Below are 17,782 nucleotides of genomic sequence, written 5' to 3'. Positions count from 1 at the left end.
CCGCGTCATGCGCCTGTGCGCGAGACGCCATTGCCGCCGCGCCTGAAGACCGCTAGCTCAAAGCCTCCATTTCTCATCCTGAGCGAAGGTCTTCTCCATGAGTTCTCCCGGCGCAATGACCGGCCTGCGCGTGATCGATCTGACGCGCGTGCTTGGCGGCCCCTATTGCACGCAAATCCTCGCCGACCACGGCGCCGACGTGATCAAGGTCGAGCCGCCGGCCGGCGACGAGGTGCGCGACTGGGGCCCTCCGTTCCACGAGGAGGATGCGGCCTATTTCGTCGGCATCAACCGCAACAAGCGCTCGATCGGCCTTGACCTCGCGTCCGAAGACGGACGCGCGGTGCTGATGAAGCTGTTGGAGACGGCCGACGTCCTGATCGAGAATTTCAAGCCGGGCACGCTCGACAAATGGGGCATCGGCAACGACGTCTTGCGCGCGAAATTTCCAAAGCTGGTGCATTGCCGGATTTCCGGCTTCGGCGCCGACGGTCCGCGCGGCGGCAATCCCGGCTATGACGCGATCATCCAGGCCATGACCGGCATGATCGCGGCGACCGGCTCGCCCGAAAGCGGCCCGATGCGGATCGGCGTTCCGCTGGTCGACATCACCACCGGGCTTTACGCGGCGATCGGCATCCTGATGGCGCTGTCGGAGCGGCAGCGTTCGGGTCTCGGCCAGTTTCTCGAAACCACGCTGTATGAAACCGGCCTTGCGATCATGCATCCGCACACCGCGAACTATTTCATGCATGGCAAGCCGCCGTCGCTCACCGGCAACGAGCACCCGAACCTGGTTCCTTACGCGATCTTTCCGACCAAGACCGACAACATCTTCATCGGCGTCGGCAATGACGGCACCTTCCGCAAGCTCGCCAGGGAAATCGGCAAACCCGAGCTCGGCACCGATCCGCGCTTTGCCCGCAACAAGGACCGTATCGCCAACCGCGAGGCGCTGCGCGCCGAGCTCGCCGCCGTGTTCAGCCAGCACGAGGCCGAACCGCTCTGCAATCGGCTGCTGGCGGCGGGATTGCCGGCCGGCCCGGTGCAGAAGATCGACCAGGCGCTGACCAATCCGCATACGCTGCATCGTGGCGATATCATCGAAAAGGACTGGTACAAGGGCGTCGCCTCCCCGATCCGGCTGGAGCGGACCAAGCCCAGCCTGCGCCGCACGCCGCCGAAATTCAGCCAGCACACATCGGAGGTGCTGGGCGAGTTCGGCTACTCGAAGGGCGAGATCGAGGCGCTGGTCGCCAAGGGCGCGGTCTGCGGCTCCGAACGCAAGCGCTAAACGTCGTCGCTCCTGCGAACGCAAGGGCGACGGGTATCATTGGTGCCTTCCTATTTTCCGGCTTCCCCAGCCGCAAGCTTTTCCACTAGCATCCTTTCGCTTATAGGGTCATTTGCACGTCATCCGGCGCTGCTATCGCGCGAAACGAAGGTGACGATCCCAACCTGGAGGAATTTCATGGTATTTCGACAATTCGGCCCAGCCGCAGCAGTTACTGCTGCGCTGGCGTTCGCAACACCTGCCCACGCTGTGACCGAGATCCAGTGGTGGCACGCCATGACCGGCGGCAACAACGACATCGTCAACAAGCTCGCCGAAGAGTTCAACGCCAGCCAGTCCGACTACAAGGTCGTGCCGTCCTACAAGGGCAGCTATCCCGACACCATGAACGCCGGCATCGCGGCGTTCCGGGCCGGCAACGCACCGCACATCATGCAAGTGTTCGAAGTCGGCACCGCCACCATGATGAGCGCCACCGGCGCCATCAAGCCGGTCTACCAGCTCATGAAGGATGCCGGCGAGCCGTTCGATCCCAAGGCGTACCTGCCGACCATCACCGGCTACTACTCGACCTCGAAGGGCGACATGCTTTCGTTCCCCTTCAATTCCTCATCGACGGTGATGTGGATCAACAAGGACGAATTGAAGAAGGCCGGTGTCACCGAAATCCCGAAGACCTGGCCGGAAGTGTTCGAGGCCGCCAAGAAGCTGAAGGCGGCCGGGCATGCGACCTGCGGCTTCTCCAATGCCTGGGCGAGCTGGGTGCATATCGAGCAGTTCTCGGCCTGGCACAACGTGCCGATCGGCACCAAGGCCAACGGCCTCGACGGTTTCGATACCGAGCTGAAGTTCAACTCGCCGCTGCACGTAAAGCATCTGCAGAACCTGGTCGATCTGCAGAAGGACAAGACCTATGACTATGGCGGACGCACCAGCACCAACGAAGCCCGCTTCGGCTCCGGCGAATGCGCGATCTTCCTGACCTCGTCGGGCTACTACGCTACCGCCAAAGGCACGGCCAAGTTCGATTTCACCTCGGCGCCGATGCCCTATTACCCTGATGTCGCCGGCGCCCCCCAGAACTCGATCATCGGCGGCGCGTCGCTCTGGGTTATGGGCGGCAAGAAGCCGGAAGAGTACAAGGGCGTCGCAAAGTTCTTCACCTTCCTGTCGGACACCAATCGCCAGGCCAAGCTGCATCAGGAGTCCGGCTATCTGCCGATCACCAAGGCGGCCTACGAGAAGTCGATCAAGGACGGCTTCTATGAAAAGAACCCGACCTTGCAGACTCCCTTGAAGGAACTCACCAACAAGGAGCCGACCGAGAACTCGCGCGGCCTGCGCTTCGGCAACATGGTGCAGATGCGCGACCTCTGGTCCGAGGAGATCGAGGCAGCGCTGGCCGGCAAGAAGTCCGCGAAGGAAGCCCTCGATGCCGCCGTTTCCCGCGGCAATGCGGTGTTGCGCACCTTCGAGAAGACTGCAAAGTAGGCGAAGCCGAACTAGGCTACTGGCGCTTCCTCCCGAAACCTGGGAGGGAGCGCTTGCATCACCGGTAAGCCCGCGACGCCTGAATGGAAAAATCCACCGTCTTCAACAACCGCCTGCTGCCCTATTTGCTGCTGCTGCCGCAGCTCGTCATCACGGTTGTTTTCTTCTACTGGCCGGCAAGCCAGGCGATCTGGCAGTCCTTCCTGCGCGAGGACGCGTTCGGCCTGGTCTCCGAATTCGTCGGGCTGGAAAATTATCAGGCCCTGTTCGCTCAGCCGGAATATTACCGGTCGATGCTGACGACGGTGATCTTCTCGACGCTGGTTGCGGCGCTGTCGCTCTCGATCGCGCTGTTGTTCGCAACCCAGGCCGACAAGAATCTGAAGGCCGCGCCCGCCTACAAGACGCTGATGATCTGGCCCTATGCGGTGGCGCCCGCGGTGGCCGGCGTGCTCTGGTTCTTCATGTTCCAGCCTTCGCTCGGCATGCTGGCGCGTCCGCTGCGCGGTATGGGCCTCGACTGGAATCCGCTGCTTAACGAGAACCACGCCATGATGCTGGTGGTAATGGCGTCCGTCTGGAAACAGATCTCCTACAATTTCCTGTTCTTCCTGGCCGGTCTGCAATCGATCCCGAAAAGCGTGATCGAGGCCAGCGCCATCGACGGTGCCCGGCCGGTGCGCCGCTTCTGGACCATCATCTTCCCGCTGCTGTCGCCGACCACGTTCTTCCTGCTGGTGGTCAACGTCGTCTACGTCTTCTTCGACACGTTCGGCATCATCGACGCCGTCACCGGCGGCGGACCCGCCGGCGCCACCACCACCATGGTCTACAAGGTCTATGCCGACGGCCGTCTCGGCGGCGACCTCGGCGGCTCGGCGGCGCAGTCGGTCGTGCTGATGGTCATCGTGATCGCGCTGACCGCGATCCAGTTCCGCTATGTCGAGCGCAAGGTGCAGTACTGATGGTCGAGCATCGCCCGCTCACCGATTTCATCGCCTACACCATCCTGACGCTTGGCGTGTTCATCGTCGCTTTCCCGGTTTATCTCGCGCTGGTCGCCTCGACCCATGACGCGGCGACGGTGGTCGGCGGCCAGATGCCGGCGACGCCCGGCAGCCGCACGCTGGAGAATTATTATCGCGCCATCTTCGTCGGCGGCACGCGCACCAGCCGCGAGCCGGTGGCCAACATGCTGATCAATTCCTTCGTCTCGGCGATCGGCATTGCGGTCGGCAAGATTTTCATCTCGATCCTGTCGGCCTATGCGGTGGTCTATTTCCGCTTCCCCTTCCGCAAGACCGCGTTCTGGATCATCTTCATCACGCTGATGCTCCCGGTCGAAGTGCGGATCTACCCGACCTACAAGGTGGTCGCGGATTTGCGCCTGCTCGACACCTATGCCGGCCTGATCCTGCCGCTGATTGCATCCGCCACCGGCACGCTGCTGTTCCGCCAGTTCTTCATGACGGTGCCGGATGAACTCCTGGAAGCCTCGCGCATCGACGGCGCCGGACCCTTCCGCTTCTTTTGGGACACGCTCTTACCGCTGTCGGTGACGACCATGGCGGCGCTGTTCGTCATCCAGTTCATCTATGGCTGGAATCAATATCTCTGGCCGCTTTTGATCACGACGCAGGATTCGATGCAGACCATCGTGATCGGCATCAAGAAGATGCTGGTGACGACCGACGAGCTCGCCGAATGGCAGCTCGCAATGGCGACCGCGGTCCTCGCCATGCTGCCGCCGGTCGCGGTCGTCATATTCATGCAGCGGCTGTTCGTGCGCGGCCTGGTCCAGACGGAAAAGTGAATATGGCGAATGCTCGATGGCTAATGTAACGCTCCGCAACGTCCACAAAACCTACCTTGGTGGCTTCGAGGCCATTAAGGGCATCGATTTCGAGGTTGGCGACGGCCAGTTCTGCGTGCTGGTCGGCCCGTCCGGCTGCGGCAAGTCCACGTTGCTACGCATGGTCGCGGGGCTGGAGACCATCACCGGCGGCGAGATCGATATCGGCGGGCGCGTCGTCAACCAGATCGAGCCGGCCGACCGCGACATCGCAATGGTGTTCCAGAACTATGCGCTCTATCCGCACATGAGCGTCTACAACAACATGGCCTACGGCCTGCGCAACCGAGGCATGGCAGAGGGCGAGATCAAGACGCGTGTCGAGGAAGCCGCGCGCATTCTCGAGCTCGGCGCAATGCTCGAACGCAAGCCGCGGCAATTGTCTGGCGGCCAGCGCCAGCGCGTGGCGATGGGCCGTGCCATCGTGCGGCAGCCAAAAGTGTTTCTGTTCGACGAGCCGCTATCGAACCTCGACGCCAAACTGCGCATCGCCATGCGCGTCGAAATCCGCAGATTGCAGCGCCGGCTGTCCACGACATCGATCTACGTCACCCACGACCAGCTCGAGGCGATGACGCTGGCCGACATTCTCGTGGTGATGAACGGCGGCCAGGTCGAGCAGATCGGCAATCCGCTGGAAATTTACCAGAAGCCCGCCACCACCTTCGTTGCCTCCTTCATCGGCGCCCCGCCGATGAACCTGATGCCGCTGCGCTCCGAATTGAAATCGCAACTGGCCGGCGATGCCCGCGCCGCCGAAGCCGGCATCATCGGCATTCGGCCTGAGGACTTTGTGATCTCGAACCAAACGGTGTCTGGTGGCGTGGCGCTCGGCCTCACCGTGGAAGCGATCGAGCGCGTCGGCGCCGAGACTTTTGTCTACGGGACGAGGCAGCAGGAAATGCAGGGGGTAGCCACCAATCCGGGCGAGCTGCCGCCGGGAGAAATCATCGTGCGCATTCCCGGCGCCGTCGGTCCCGCCATCGGCGAGCGAATCAGGGCGGTTGCCGCGCCCGACAAGCTGCATCTGTTTACCGCTGATGGAAGGAAGCGCGTGGGCGGGTAATCCGTCATTCCGGGACGGTCCGGACGATGGAAAACCCCACCACCGCCGATTTACGCTGCATTCAGAGGTGCTTGAACCCTCCCCAAATCACCCCATATTCCCTCCTGACCGGACGGCAAGTCGGCCGGCCGGTTGAATGGGGCGCCGCAAGGGCCCCTCAAAGTCGCTTCGAGAGGACTTTGTGATGTCTCGTGTTCCTTCGTTATCAAGTCCGTTCCTGCTTGGGTTCGACGAAATTGAGCGTGCGCTCGATCGCGTCGTCAAAGGCGCCGACGGCTATCCTCCCTACAACATCGAGCGGTGTGACCGCGCCAACGGCCAACCCGAACGGTTGCGCATCACGCTGGCGGTGGCGGGTTTTACCCGTGACCAACTCGATGTGACCATTGAGGAAAACCAGCTCGTGATCCGGGGCCGCCAGCAGGACGACAAGGCCCGGCAATACATCCATCGCGGCATCGCCGCGCGCCACTTCCAGCGCACCTTCGTGCTGGCGGAGGGGATGCAGGTGCTAGGCGCGGATTTGAAAAACGGGCTGTTGTCGATCGACCTTGCCAGGCCGGAACCTGAAAGGGTCGTTAAGACAATCGCTATCAATGAGCACGAATAATAGTGGAACAAGGAGCGGACTCGACCGCTTAGTCTCCAGAGGAGTCGAGACCATGAGTGACGTGAGTGTGACCTTCGAAGCCGAAAAGGTTTCTGTTGAGGCGCTGGCCCATCTTGGTGAAGGCCATATCGCCTACGTGAAACAAGTCCGTTCCGAGGACGTGCCGGGACTGTTTCCGCAGGCGCCGAAAATCGCGCCGGGGCTGAAACTGTTCGCGCTGCATGCCGCCGACGGCACCCCGATCATGCTGACCGACAGCCGCGAAGCTGCGATCGCCAACGCATGGAGCAACGAGCTTCAGGCCGTCAGCGTACACTGACGCAGCACTTGCTGCTGTCACTGACGCAGCTCCTGTTGCTGCTGTCACTGACGAAGCTTCGCCGGCATCGACTGATCTGATGCCGAGTGAATGCGAGAAGAGAGTTTCGGATACGCGGGCATCGCCCGCGTATCTTCGTTAGTAGCAAATTCCAATCCGCTTATATCATGATGCGATTTCGTAGAATCGCATCATGATCTCATCTCTTGTTTGAGCATGATCTTTTCGGAAGATCGCTTCGCACTTTTCCGGATCATGCTCTAGGCCGCGCGCACGGTCGAGAGGAATTTCTCCACTTCGCCCTTGAGGTGATTGCTCTGTCCCAGCAGCGAGCGGGCCAGACCGTGCACATGCGTCGATGCCGCGCCGGTATCGGTCGCGCCGCGGTTGACGTCGGTGATGCTGCCTGCGACCTGTGTGGCGCCCTGCGCCGCCTGCTGCACGTTGCGCGAGATCTCCTGGGTTGTTGCGCCCTGCTCTTCCACCGCCGCCGCGATTGCCTGCGAGATTTCCGCGATGCGGCCGATCGTGCCGCCGATTTCCTGGATCGCCGACACCGACTGATTGGTCGCCGATTGCATCTGGCCGATCTGCTCGCTGATTTCCTCGGTCGCTTTCGCGGTCTGCGCGGCAAGCGCCTTGACCTCGGAGGCGACGACGGCAAATCCGCGTCCCGCCTCACCGGCGCGCGCCGCTTCGATCGTGGCGTTCAGCGCCAGCAAGTTGGTCTGCTCGGCGACCGCGCTGATCATCTTGACCACTTCGCCGATCCGGCTGGCGGACTGCGCGAGATCGGCAATCCGCGCATTGGTCTGCTCGACCTGGCTGACCGCCTCGCGGGATATCTTGTGCGAATCCTGAACCTGGCGGCCGATCTCCGACACCGACGAGGCCATCTCTTCCGCGGCCGCTGCGGCGGACTGCGCATTGGCCGAGGATTGCTCCGATGCGGAGGCAACGGTTGCCGAGAGCATCTGGGTCACTTCGGCGGTCTTGGTTAGCCGTCCGGCCGATGATTCGAGTTCGGATGAGGCGGTCGATACGGTCTGAATGATCTTTCCAATCGCGGCATCGAAGCCGTCGGCCATCTGCTGCATCGCTGCCCTGCGTTCGCCTTCGGCCTTCGACTTCAGACTTGCCTGCTCCTGTTCCATCGACTGAACGCGCAGCGCGTTGTCCTTGAACACCTGAACCGCGCGCGCCATCGCTCCGACTTCGTCGTCGCGGCTGAGGGCCGGGACCGAGACAGAGAGATCGCCGCCGGCGAGGCTCTTCATCACGTCAGTCATTTCGGCGATGGGACGTATGACGCCGAATGCCACACCGAAAATGCCGGCGCCGATCACCAGAAACACCGCGGCCGAAACGCCCCACAGCACCCACGTGAACGTGCTGACGCGGCCCGTCGCCGCGACCTCCGTCGCCGCGTTCCGGTCGTTGGTCTGCTTGACAATGTCGTCGATGATGGCGCGATGCGCGGTATAACGCGCGGTGATCTCGGCATAGGATTTCGCCGCAGCCGTGCCGTCGCCCTTGGCGAGCGCAGGCAACAGGCCGTCCTGGATTGCGGTCCAGAAGCGGCGCACCTCGCTGTCGGACTTCTCGACCAACTTCGTCTTCAGCACAGGATCGAGATCGGATTTGGTCCAGAAATCGTGCCGCTCGTCATATTCCTTCTTGAGCTGCGCAATACGGTCGCGATGCGACGAAAGCTGCGCCGGATCGTGCAGCACGAGGGTGGCCTCGAGATAGGCCTCGATGACGTATTCCGGCGGCGGCAGAATGTCGGCGATGAGGTCGTTGCCGAGCTTGATCTGGCTATAGAGCGGGCCACCGACCTTGAGCTGCGACAGCGCATAAACGCTTGTGGCAATCACCGCACCGAGGCCTAAGGCGGTAACCAATCCGAAAATCAAAATTGCGCGCGAAATCGTCAGGCGCAGCGTCATGGCAATGTTCTCCGGGCCTAGTAAAAAAAATCCCAGCGCCCGAAATAAGCTGCTATTTAGCTTAAAATTGCGTTTATTCTGGCGTACTACCGGCAGGAAACCGTTCTGACGCGCGGAATTAGGCTGCGCTCGCCGGAGGCAGCGCCAGCACCGAATAGATCGCCTGGGCGTCGCGGGAGGCACGCAGCTTCTTGGCCACGTCCTGATCGCGCAACAGCCGGGCGATTCGGGCCAATGCCTTCAGATGATCGGCGCCGGCGCCTTCCGGGGCCAGCAGCAGGAAGATCAGGTCGACCGGCTGGCCGTCCATCGCCTCGAAATCGATCGGGCGTTCCAGCCGGGCGAACAGCCCGAACAGCTTTTCCAGTTTCGGCAGTTTGCCGTGCGGAATGGCGACGCCGTAGCCCACCGCGGTGGTGCCGAGTTTCTCCCGCTGCAACAGCACCTCGAACACCGAGCGTTCGTTCTGGCCGGTCAGGGCGGAAGCGCGCGCGGCCAGCTCCTGCAGCGCCTGCTTCTTGCTGATGACCTTCAAAGCGGGGAGAATCGCCTCGGGTGCGACCAGATCGGTAATCGTCATGGGGCGTTCCGAGGTGAATTAAACCGTCAGGTTGCGAGATAGGTTCTAGAACTGGGGCGTCAAGAAGATGAGACGGGAGGCGGGGTTAAGCCCGGGTCCCGATTTGCACGGCTTCTACTCCAACGCACGCGCGGTGCCAACTCCCGAACAGCCAGTTCCTGCACGCCATGCTTAAAGAGCGGCGGACCATAGGGAGGGCCAGTGGGGGCGTCAATGCCATCGGCTTAGTTCTCAGGGGGTAACCGAGGGAGGATCGATCCAGCCGACATTGCCGTCCGGCCGGCGGTAAATGACGTTCACCCGGCCGCTGGACCCGTGCTGGAACACGATGCAGGCGGCCCCCGTCAGATCGAGTTCCATGACAGCCTCGCTGACCGAGAGCCGCTTCAGCGACGTGGTCGCCTCCGCGATGATGACGGGGCTATAGGATGTGACCTCCTCCTCGCCTCCCGCGGGCGCCTCGATCACATAGCTCGGCGCATCGAGCACCGGGGTATCGATCTCGGCCAGCGCTGCGGAGGCCGCATAGGCCTTGCGGGCCGAGCGATCCTTCAGCCGGCTCTTGTAGCGGCGCAGGCGCTTCTCGATCATCAAGAGCGCCTGGTCGGCGCTGGCATAGGCATCGGGAGCATTGGAATCGGCCTCCAGCGTAATCCCGGAGTCCAGATGCAGCGCGCAATCGGTGCGGAAGCCGAAGCCGTCCTTGCTCAGCGTGATGTGGCCGGAGTAATTGCCGTCGAAATATTTTCTCAAGACCTCATCGGTGCGCTCGCTGACGCGCGAACGAAGCGCCTCGCCGACACTGATGCTTTTCCCGGAGATTCGAAGGGTCATTTGATGCCTCGCTTGATGCCTCGACTACTCTGGTTTTGCCGGAGCATGGCCCATTCGGAAAGCCGGTGTCGCTTTCCGGGTCGCGCTCTGTCGGGGACCTGACACTATCGCGATCTGACGCGAACGCAATCAGGCCGGCGCCGCATCGCGGGACCGGTCGGAGGAAGTGGCGGGAGCGGAAAGGGCGTTACCGAGCATGCTCTGTTTGTCGCGGCGGCGCTGGACCGAAGAAGGAATGCGCATGGCTTCGCGGTACTTCGCGACCGTGCGGCGGGCAATATCAATGCCCGATTCGCGCAATCGTTCCACGATGGTATCGTCGGAGAGGATCGCACTCGGCGCTTCAGCATCGATCAATTGCTTGATGTGGTGGCGGACCGCTTCCGCCGAATGCGCCTCGCCGCCGTCGGCCGAAGCAATCGAGGCGGTAAAGAAATATTTCAGCTCGAAACTGCCGCGATTGGTCGCCATGTATTTGTTGGCGGTGACCCGCGACACCGTGGATTCATGCATCTGGATCGCGTCCGCCACCGCTTTCAGATTCAGCGGCCGCAGATGCGCGACGCCATGGGTGAAGAACCCGTCCTGCTGGCGGACGATTTCGGTGGCGACCTTCAGGATGGTGCGGGCACGCTGATCGAGTGCGCGCACCAGCCAGGTCGCGTTCTGCAGGCAGTCGCTGAAATAGGATTTGTCGCCGTCCTTGCGGATCGTCTTCGACAGCTCGGTGTAATAGACCTGATTGACCAGCACGCGCGGCAAGGTGTCGCTGTTGAGTTCGACATGCCATCCGCCGTCCGGGCCGGGCCGCACATAGACGTCGGGCACCATGGTCTGGGTGCGCGCCGAGCCGAACTTGAGGCCGGGCTTCGGATCGAGACGCCGGATCTCGCCGATCATGTCGGTGATGTCTTCGTCGTCGACGCCGCACAGTTTGCGCAACGACGCTATGTCGCGCCGCGCCAGCAGATCGAGATTTTCCACCAGGGCCTGCATGGCCGGATCGTAGCGGTTGAGTTCGCGAAGCTGGATCGCAAGGCACTCGCTCAGGTTCCGCGCGCAGACGCCGGGCGGATCGAACGTCTGCAGCACCGCGAGCACGGCATCGACATCCGCCTGCGAGGCACCCAGCCGCTCGGCAGCCTGCCCCAGATCCGGCGGCAGATAGCCGGCATCGTCGACCAGATCGATCAGGTACTGCCCGATCATGCGCTGCGCCGGCGCGCTGAAGGCGACCGCGAGTTGTTCGGCGAGGTGACCGGATAGCGTCACCTCAGCGGCGACGAAGGCTTCCAGATTGTATTCGTCGTCGTTGGAGGCGCCCCCGCCCCACTCGGTGTAGGCGGTCGGCGCCGCGTCCTGTGCGGCGCGCGCGGCGGCTTCGGCGGGCTCTTCGGAAAAGACGTTGTCGAGCGGGGTGTCGAGCGTCTGCTCGATCTCGGTCCGGCTGCCGAGGTCACGGTTCAGCCAGTCCTCCTGGCCGGGCTCGAAGGTCTCGCCCCCTGGGCCGGTGCTCATATCGGAGGCATCGCCGCCGCCGTCCTCGCCATAGCTGCCGGAATCGGAGAATTCGGCGCGTTCGGGTACCGGCTCGCCTGCAACCGGCGGTTCGGGGCCGTCGCTGGCCCGTTCCAGCAGCGGATTGCGCTCCAATTCCTCCTCGACGAAAGCCGAGAGGTCGAGATTCGACAGTTGAAGCAGCTTGATCGCCTGCATCAATTGCGGCGTCATCACCAGCGACTGCGACTGCCGGAACTCTAATCTCTGCGTCAGCGCCATGAGGCCAAGAACCGATCTACCAAAAGTTGGTCCGATTCTTGCTTATATTAGTCCAACGCCCTTGTACACGGCTTGACGAATGCGAAAATTGGGCTATGGCGCGATCAGCGACCGTCGGAAGGCGAGCCGCTCCCGGACGCGCCAGAAAATCCTGATTGAGTGCAATACCTTATGACCGCACCGCCGATATTTTGGCGGGTCGCGCGCTATAGTCGAAATTCCTCGCCAAGGTAAAGACGGCGTACATCCGGATCGTTGACGATCTCTTCCGGACTGCCCTCGGTCAGTATCTGTCCGGCATAGACAATATAGGCGCGGTCGGTGAGGCCGAGCGTTTCGCGCACATTGTGGTCGGTGATCAGGACGCCGATGCCGCGGTTGGTGAGGTGGCGGACCAGGTCCTGAATGTCGCCGACCGCGATCGGATCGATGCCGGCAAAGGGCTCGTCCAGCAGCATGTAGTTCGGACGCGTCGCCAGCGCGCGCGCAATTTCGACGCGGCGGCGCTCGCCGCCGGAGAGCGCGATCGATGGCGATTTGCGCAAGCGCGTGATGTTGAATTCGTCGAGCAGCGAATTGAGTTCGGCCTCCCGCTTCTTGCGATTGGGCTCAACGACCTCAAGCACGGCGCGAATATTCTGTTCGACGGTGAGGCCGCGAAAGATCGAGGCTTCCTGCGGCAGATAACCGATGCCGAGCCGCGCGCGCTGATACATCGGCAGTTGCGTTACGTCGTGACCATCGAGTTCGATGGCGCCGCGATCCGCCTTGATCAGGCCGGTGATCATGTAGAACACGGTGGTCTTGCCGGCGCCGTTCGGGCCGAGCAAGCCGACCGCCTCGCCGCGGCGAACATAGATGCTGACGCCGCGCACCACTTGCCGCGTGCCAAAACTCTTTTCCACGCTGTGCACAGCGAGAAAGCCGGGCCGCTTGACGAGGCGTGGCGCTTCGCCGCCATTGGCCTTGGCGCGGGGCGCCTGTGCCCGTGAACGCGCTCTCTCCTCGCGGGGTTCGACGTGGGGCTCAGGCTGCGGCAATTGCAGCCCGGGCAGCGAAGCCGAACGGGCCATTGGCGGCGCATCGCGCACCGGGCTTGCCAGCATGTCGCCGAAGGAATCGCCGAGCGCCGTGATGTCCTCGCGCGAACGCGCAAAGCCTACAGGGCCGCGTTTCGCGGGGCGTCGACGGAACATGCCGAGTAAATCCACCATCCCGCTTCGCTTAAGCCTTTCACGGTGATTCCGCGACGCGCCCGCCGGCGAATCGCTTCGCTAGCGAACCATGAATGAATGGATGTCCCTGCCCAGCGAAACACCCCGCCGTGCGCCCTACCCTGTGTAAATACAGGCTCGCGCTACCAGCTTCAACCGTGACAGGCCCAAATAATCTTTAAGACGCTGATCTGGCTTATTTTTTACCAGGGATCAGCGAGGGTATCTGAACCGGAGCAGGCTTCGACCCGCCCGATCCCGCCCCGCAATTCTCTCCCTGGATGAACATGCCCTGCACCTTGCCGCTGTCGGATTCGACGCGCGACACGCCGGTCGTCATGTCGACCTTGAGGCGGTCACCCTTGAGCACGTTCTTGCACTGGGTCAGCACGACCCCGCCCACCATGGTGATGAGGTTGGCCCGCGTGTCGAAAATCGCAGTCTCGCCGGTCACAACCTGGTCCTTCTGCGTGACCACGACGGAGCCCTTGGCTTCGAGCCGGCGGATAGACGAGCTGCCGCCAGGCCCGGGGCTCGCGGACTGCATCGACGCGGATTTCGATCCCTTGGGTGCGGCGGGCGGCGCGTCCGATGCCGGACCGGAGTCGTAAAACACCACCAGCGACTTCGAGGTCATGGTGGTGTCGCCCTGCACGACCTTCACGTTTCCGGAAAAGGTCGCCTCTTTTTTCTTGTCGCGCATCTCGAGCGACGCCGCCTCGATTTGAATCGGCTGATCGCGATTTTGCGAAAAGCCCTGCATCGCATTCGGCACGCCCGACATGGCGCCCTGCGCGAAGGCGCCATCGGAGGCGGTCAACGCGAGCACAAGTGCTACGGCCGCAAACCTGCGCGAGAACAACTGCATCATAGATATCATTTCGTGTTGGCGGACTTGCCGCTGATGGACCGCGTCTTCGGCGCTGGCTGCGGCTCGGGCTCAGGCTCAGGTGCCGGAGGGCTTTCCATGATCAGGTTCATCACGACATTGCCTTCGAAGCGCACGATCTCGCCGCTGTTGATGATCCTGAGCCGATCGGCGGTCAGCGTCCCGTTCAGCAATTTGACGTCGACATGCTCGTCCGACGTCACCGTGCCCTTGTTGATGTCGACATAGGCCTGCGACAGCTTCGCCTCGTAGCCGGTGGAGGATTGCAGGAAGATGTCCTTTCGCAGGTCGAGCATCTGCTGCTTGCTGTCGAAAAATCCCGTGCGGGCATCCATCGTCACGGTGCTCTTGTCCTCCATCATGACCTTGGCCCGCAGCGTCTGGAGTTCGACGTGATCGGGGTTGGTCAGATCCTGGATCGCTGCCTTGGCCCACAAATCGTATGGGCGCTGGTCGGTGGAGAAGCCGGCAAGGTGCGGCGTTTCCATGGTGATCTTGGTGCCTGACACGACGAGATTGCCCATGTCGACCGGCAGCTTCGAGAGCCCCGTGATGCGGAACGGATTAAAGACCGAGATCGCGACGATCCCGGCCATGGCCAGCAGCACGGCTGCCGGAACCGCGACCCGCAGCACCCGCACCATCCGGCTGTGACGGGCGGCCGCAGCGAAGCGGGCCTCCATTCCGGTGGCAAAGGCTGGGTTCTGTAACGAGTTCACCGCGGCTCCAAAGACGCCCAAGAGAGCGCCATCCTACCCGCAATCGCGGGATTATGCAGCCCGGACACTCGCGATGAGTGTGACCGAAACGGGGCGGAAGCGGATTATTTGACCGTGTCCCGGACGCGGTGCAGCGTTCTTCGCGCTGCTCCGCAGAGCCGGGATCCAGCGCCCGACGTGCGGAGACAGGCCCGGCTCAGCAGCGCATCACCATAGTGCTTCGAAGACGCGCGTAAACGCGCTTATGGCGCTGCGCAGCATCCGGGGCACGCATCACGAATGCGCGAAGATGTCCTCGGCCTCCCAGCCGCCGAGATCGAGTTTTGCCCGGGTCGGCAGGAAGTCAAAACAGGCCTGCGCCATCGCTGTGCGCCCCTCGCGCGCCAGCATGGCATCGAGCCGCTCGCGAAGGCCATGCAGATGCAGCACGTCGGACGCGGCATAGGCGAGCTGCGCCTCGCTCAGACTCTCTGATCCCCAGTCGCTCGACTGCTGTTGCTTCGATAGATCGATGTTGAGCAGCTCGCGCACCAGGTCCTTCAGGCCGTGGCGGTCGGTATAGGTGCGGCTCAGCCGCGAGGCGATCTTGGTGCAATAGACCGGCTGCGGCATCACGCCGAAGGTGTTGTAGAGCACGGCGACATCGAAGCGGGCGAAGTGAAAGATCTTCGTGATGGCGGGATTGGCGAGCAGCGCCTTCAGGTTCGGCGCGTCGGTGTGGCCTTTCGGGATCTGGATGACATCAGCGCTGCCATCTCCGCTCGACATCTGCACCACGCAGAGCCGGTCACGATGCGGATTGAGCCCCATGGTCTCGGTATCGATCGCCACCGAATCCTTGTAACGGGACAGATCGGGCAGGTCGCCACGATGCAGGCGGATTGTCATGAAGGGAAGCCTCGTGTCTTCAGTCGATTCGACGGAAACACTAGCGCCCGAAACCGCCGGAGGCGAGCGGCTGGGCATGGCTTATACGGCGGGAATTGCGGAGTTCGCCGTGATTTTGTCCGCCACTCAGGCCATCGCCCGCTTCGTGCATGGCGACGTATGCCCGCTGCCGGAGGTCAGGGCGGATTAGCCCGTCTTCTCGTCGGGTGATTTCGGCGGCTGAAGCTCCGGACTGTTGGCCCAACGGTCGAGATTTTCAATGACGTCCGCATGGCTCGGCCGGCGCGGCGGTGGCGGTTCCCGCTCTTCGGACAGCTTGCGCGGCAGCTTGACGTTCTCGGTCATGGCCATTCTCCAAGACCAAATTATGCGCCGGCGCAGACGCTAAATCAACCTGTAACACATTGTTTTTACTGGTGTAATTAGCTAACTTAGCTCCTGAATCTCCATTGCTGGAACCTGCGCCGGTCACGCGCATTGAGTGGATTACTCAATCAGCTCAGTTTGGGTCGCAGCGATGTCCGATATCCGCGATGAACGATTGCAGGTCATGCTTTCGCCGGATGAACTGACCGCAATTGACGATTTCCGCTTCAAACACCGCATGCCGACGCGGGCAGCGGCCGTTCGCGAACTCCTGAAACTTGGGCTGACGGCGCAGGCAGCCGATGGCGACGGGGCGAAGTCGAGCAATTACGGCGTGTTCAGTCGTGGTCCGGACGGACACACGACGGCATCCGATCCGGATCCGACGGCATAGGTCAGCAACATATCGCCACTGCAGGTGAGCATCCATCGCCCCGGGGTCTGGCGCCAGCCGGCATCTCAACTCGCTCGGGCAAGGGCAATGGTGCCCAGGAAAGGATTGTCCTCCAACACCGCAAATTGAAGCAAAATCAAAAGCTTAGAACCACACCGAATTGGCCCTTTGTACCAAGCAAATGTGCCGACGTCCACCAATAGGATGATGCACGATCGCCCTTGTTGAAGTTGGCGAGTTCGTTCGCCCCATGCATGCGAGCCATCGTGTGTCGGTTCCTAACCCTTGGAAGGAGACCTTCTACTTGGCTTCGGCCGGACCCGCGCAACTAGCCGCCTCTCGTCGGCCTGCCAAATGACCGCTCAGTCGATCGGCGATCTGCATCAGGGTTACGAGGTGTTGATGGTGAGGTGAACATGACCGAAACAGTGCGTCGTAAATCACATACATCCAGCCCAAGATGCCGTGGATGATTGCCGAAAGTATCGAGAGATCGGCAGTGTAGGATATGGCGAGGGCAGATCCGAAGCCAACGCCGTATTTCGCTCCCTCAACTTGAACCCCGTAGTAACGATTTCCGTTCAAAGCCGTCTAAAGACGGCTTCTCGGCTGAGCGTCACTAACTCAATACGGGGCGCACGTACGCAGCCCTTTCGTCGGCACACTCATGTTTGAATGGGTCTGTTGCTCATCCGCGATAACGGTGTTCACTTCCACGAAGATCGTTCGGGGTCTGGCCTTGCCAAGTAGCAAAAATCTTTCCTGGAACAGGACGGGTCCGGTATTTTTTGAAACCAAGCCCGGAATATGTGGCGGCGTCTCGGTAGCTCTCGATATGCAAGCTTGTTGCCTTCTGCGCAGCAGCTTGCGGTAGCAAGGAGCCCGAAGCAACCCGCATTGGGGCATCGGGCCTGCCGACATCTTGCGATGAGCAAGTGCCAGCGTGTCCTCAGAGAGCGGCAATGTAGCAGACAGCGCAACAGTAGAACGCACAGCGCTAGACAATGATCCGAAGCCGTTTGTATGAACGGCGTCCACCGCAGCGATCCTGCTATGCGCCACTTCGACTCGAGCGCGAGTGCCGAAGTGGAACGAAGCCTGTGGACTTGTGAACTTAACGCACGATCAATTCTGCTGGAAACCGTGAAGTGAATGACCCAAAGAATGCGGAAGCTTACGCAAGGTCTCTAGGTGTGCGGGGCGGATTCTTCGAGATACCAACCTTCGGGATTGTAGAATGCGGCGACTGACTCAAGTTGCCCGGCCGATTTGCGCGGGATGAGTGGCTGCCAGGCGTCGCAATGATCCGGGGACTGATCGCACGAAGTGGGGGGAGCCCATACGTTCGAAGCTGTTAAGGGATTCCTGATGCAAACGAATGTGCAGAATCTTGCTCGGCGTGAGTATCGCTTCTGCCTAGGGCAGTGCCGCGCCATAAGCTGTAATCACTAAAACGCGCGACGGGCGGTGCTTGGGAACAGCATAGGCAGACTTGGCCCGATCTGGTACGATGCCGCCATCTATGGGATGGCAATCAG

General features: G+C 61.8%; 18 protein-coding genes. 9 read left to right on the top strand and 9 right to left on the bottom strand.

Annotation, left to right across the window (positions count from 1 at the left end; all coding sequences use genetic code 11):
• Positions 1 to 97: 97 nt before the first annotated feature.
• The 7 genes from KJQ96_RS11715 to KJQ96_RS11685 all read left to right on the top strand — a co-directional run bounded on the left by KJQ96_RS11715 (position 98) and on the right by KJQ96_RS11685 (position 6,632).
• The gene (locus KJQ96_RS11715; protein ID WP_249733958.1) at positions 98 to 1,294 is read left to right on the top strand and encodes a CaiB/BaiF CoA-transferase family protein; all 1,197 of its coding nucleotides are present in this window, start codon (positions 98 to 100) and stop codon (positions 1,292 to 1,294) included.
• Positions 1,295 to 1,471: 177 nt separating this feature from the next.
• A complete protein-coding gene (gene ugpB, locus KJQ96_RS11710) occupies positions 1,472 to 2,785 on the top strand; it encodes a sn-glycerol-3-phosphate ABC transporter substrate-binding protein UgpB (RefSeq protein ID WP_213286760.1) in 1,314 nt (437 codons plus the stop codon).
• Positions 2,786 to 2,868: 83 nt separating this feature from the next.
• Positions 2,869 to 3,750 carry a sn-glycerol-3-phosphate ABC transporter permease UgpA gene (ugpA, locus tag KJQ96_RS11705; protein WP_065746392.1) on the top strand — a complete coding sequence of 294 codons (882 nt, stop codon included), beginning with the start codon at positions 2,869 to 2,871 and terminating at the stop codon, positions 3,748 to 3,750.
• The gene (ugpE, locus tag KJQ96_RS11700; RefSeq protein ID WP_213286759.1) at positions 3,750 to 4,598 is read left to right on the top strand and encodes a sn-glycerol-3-phosphate ABC transporter permease UgpE; all 849 of its coding nucleotides are present in this window, start codon (positions 3,750 to 3,752) and stop codon (positions 4,596 to 4,598) included. Before ugpA ends, ugpE begins: the two co-directional genes overlap by 1 nt.
• Before the next feature lie 16 nt (positions 4,599 to 4,614).
• The gene (locus KJQ96_RS11695; protein ID WP_213286758.1) at positions 4,615 to 5,703 is read left to right on the top strand and encodes a sn-glycerol-3-phosphate import ATP-binding protein UgpC; all 1,089 of its coding nucleotides are present in this window, start codon (positions 4,615 to 4,617) and stop codon (positions 5,701 to 5,703) included.
• Between the two features lie 184 nt (positions 5,704 to 5,887).
• A complete protein-coding gene (locus KJQ96_RS11690; RefSeq protein WP_028347911.1) occupies positions 5,888 to 6,313 on the top strand; it encodes an Hsp20 family protein in 426 nt (141 codons plus the stop codon).
• 52 nt (positions 6,314 to 6,365) lie between these two features.
• Positions 6,366 to 6,632, top strand: a complete 267-nt coding sequence (locus tag KJQ96_RS11685; RefSeq protein ID WP_213286757.1) for a DUF1150 domain-containing protein — start codon at positions 6,366 to 6,368, stop codon at positions 6,630 to 6,632.
• 260 nt (positions 6,633 to 6,892) lie between these two features.
• Here KJQ96_RS11685 and KJQ96_RS11680 read toward each other — a convergent pair whose 3' ends face one another.
• The 8 genes from KJQ96_RS11680 to KJQ96_RS11645 form a co-directional block, all read right to left on the bottom strand.
• Positions 6,893 to 8,581 carry a methyl-accepting chemotaxis protein gene (locus KJQ96_RS11680; protein WP_213286756.1) on the bottom strand — a complete coding sequence of 563 codons (1,689 nt, stop codon included), beginning with the start codon at positions 8,579 to 8,581 and terminating at the stop codon, positions 6,893 to 6,895.
• A 118-nt stretch (positions 8,582 to 8,699) separates the two neighbouring features.
• Positions 8,700 to 9,161 (bottom strand): PTS IIA-like nitrogen regulatory protein PtsN, encoded by a 462-nt coding sequence (ptsN, locus tag KJQ96_RS11675; protein WP_028347914.1) that lies wholly within the window; start codon positions 9,159 to 9,161, stop codon positions 8,700 to 8,702.
• 231 nt (positions 9,162 to 9,392) lie between these two features.
• Complete coding sequence (hpf, locus tag KJQ96_RS11670; protein ID WP_213286755.1) at positions 9,393 to 9,995, bottom strand: ribosome hibernation-promoting factor, HPF/YfiA family; 603 nt, start codon at positions 9,993 to 9,995, stop codon at positions 9,393 to 9,395.
• Between the two features lie 129 nt (positions 9,996 to 10,124).
• Complete coding sequence (rpoN, locus tag KJQ96_RS11665) at positions 10,125 to 11,774, bottom strand: RNA polymerase factor sigma-54 (RefSeq protein ID WP_213286754.1); 1,650 nt, start codon at positions 11,772 to 11,774, stop codon at positions 10,125 to 10,127.
• Positions 11,775 to 11,980: 206 nt separating this feature from the next.
• The gene (lptB, locus tag KJQ96_RS11660) at positions 11,981 to 12,988 is read right to left on the bottom strand and encodes an LPS export ABC transporter ATP-binding protein (protein ID WP_213286753.1); all 1,008 of its coding nucleotides are present in this window, start codon (positions 12,986 to 12,988) and stop codon (positions 11,981 to 11,983) included.
• A 196-nt stretch (positions 12,989 to 13,184) separates the two neighbouring features.
• The gene (locus tag KJQ96_RS11655; RefSeq protein WP_213286752.1) at positions 13,185 to 13,868 is read right to left on the bottom strand and encodes an LptA/OstA family protein; all 684 of its coding nucleotides are present in this window, start codon (positions 13,866 to 13,868) and stop codon (positions 13,185 to 13,187) included.
• Positions 13,865 to 14,596 (bottom strand): LPS export ABC transporter periplasmic protein LptC, encoded by a 732-nt coding sequence (gene lptC / locus KJQ96_RS11650; protein WP_309142402.1) that lies wholly within the window; start codon positions 14,594 to 14,596, stop codon positions 13,865 to 13,867. Before lptC ends, KJQ96_RS11655 begins: the two co-directional genes overlap by 4 nt.
• Positions 14,597 to 14,869: 273 nt before the next feature.
• A complete protein-coding gene (locus KJQ96_RS11645) occupies positions 14,870 to 15,484 on the bottom strand; it encodes a ribonuclease D (protein WP_213286751.1) in 615 nt (204 codons plus the stop codon).
• On the opposite strand from KJQ96_RS11645, the gene KJQ96_RS11640 reads away from it, so the two are divergent.
• The gene (locus tag KJQ96_RS11640; RefSeq protein ID WP_213286750.1) at positions 15,483 to 15,674 is read left to right on the top strand and encodes a hypothetical protein; all 192 of its coding nucleotides are present in this window, start codon (positions 15,483 to 15,485) and stop codon (positions 15,672 to 15,674) included. The genes KJQ96_RS11645 and KJQ96_RS11640 overlap by 2 nt on opposite strands.
• Here KJQ96_RS11640 and KJQ96_RS11635 read toward each other — a convergent pair.
• Positions 15,671 to 15,829: a hypothetical protein gene (locus KJQ96_RS11635; RefSeq protein WP_213286749.1), complete on the bottom strand. Its 159-nt coding sequence runs from the start codon at positions 15,827 to 15,829 to the stop codon at positions 15,671 to 15,673. The genes KJQ96_RS11640 and KJQ96_RS11635 overlap by 4 nt on opposite strands.
• Before the next feature lie 172 nt (positions 15,830 to 16,001).
• On the opposite strand from KJQ96_RS11635, the gene KJQ96_RS11630 reads away from it, so the two are divergent.
• Complete coding sequence (locus tag KJQ96_RS11630; protein ID WP_213286748.1) at positions 16,002 to 16,244, top strand: hypothetical protein; 243 nt, start codon at positions 16,002 to 16,004, stop codon at positions 16,242 to 16,244.
• The last annotated feature ends 1,538 nt before the right edge of the window (positions 16,245 to 17,782 follow it).

Source organism: Bradyrhizobium sp. sGM-13, from assembly GCF_018398875.1.
Taxonomy (GTDB): Bacteria; Pseudomonadota; Alphaproteobacteria; order Rhizobiales; family Xanthobacteraceae; genus Bradyrhizobium.
This window is presented reverse-complemented; position numbering and strand designations above follow the sequence as displayed.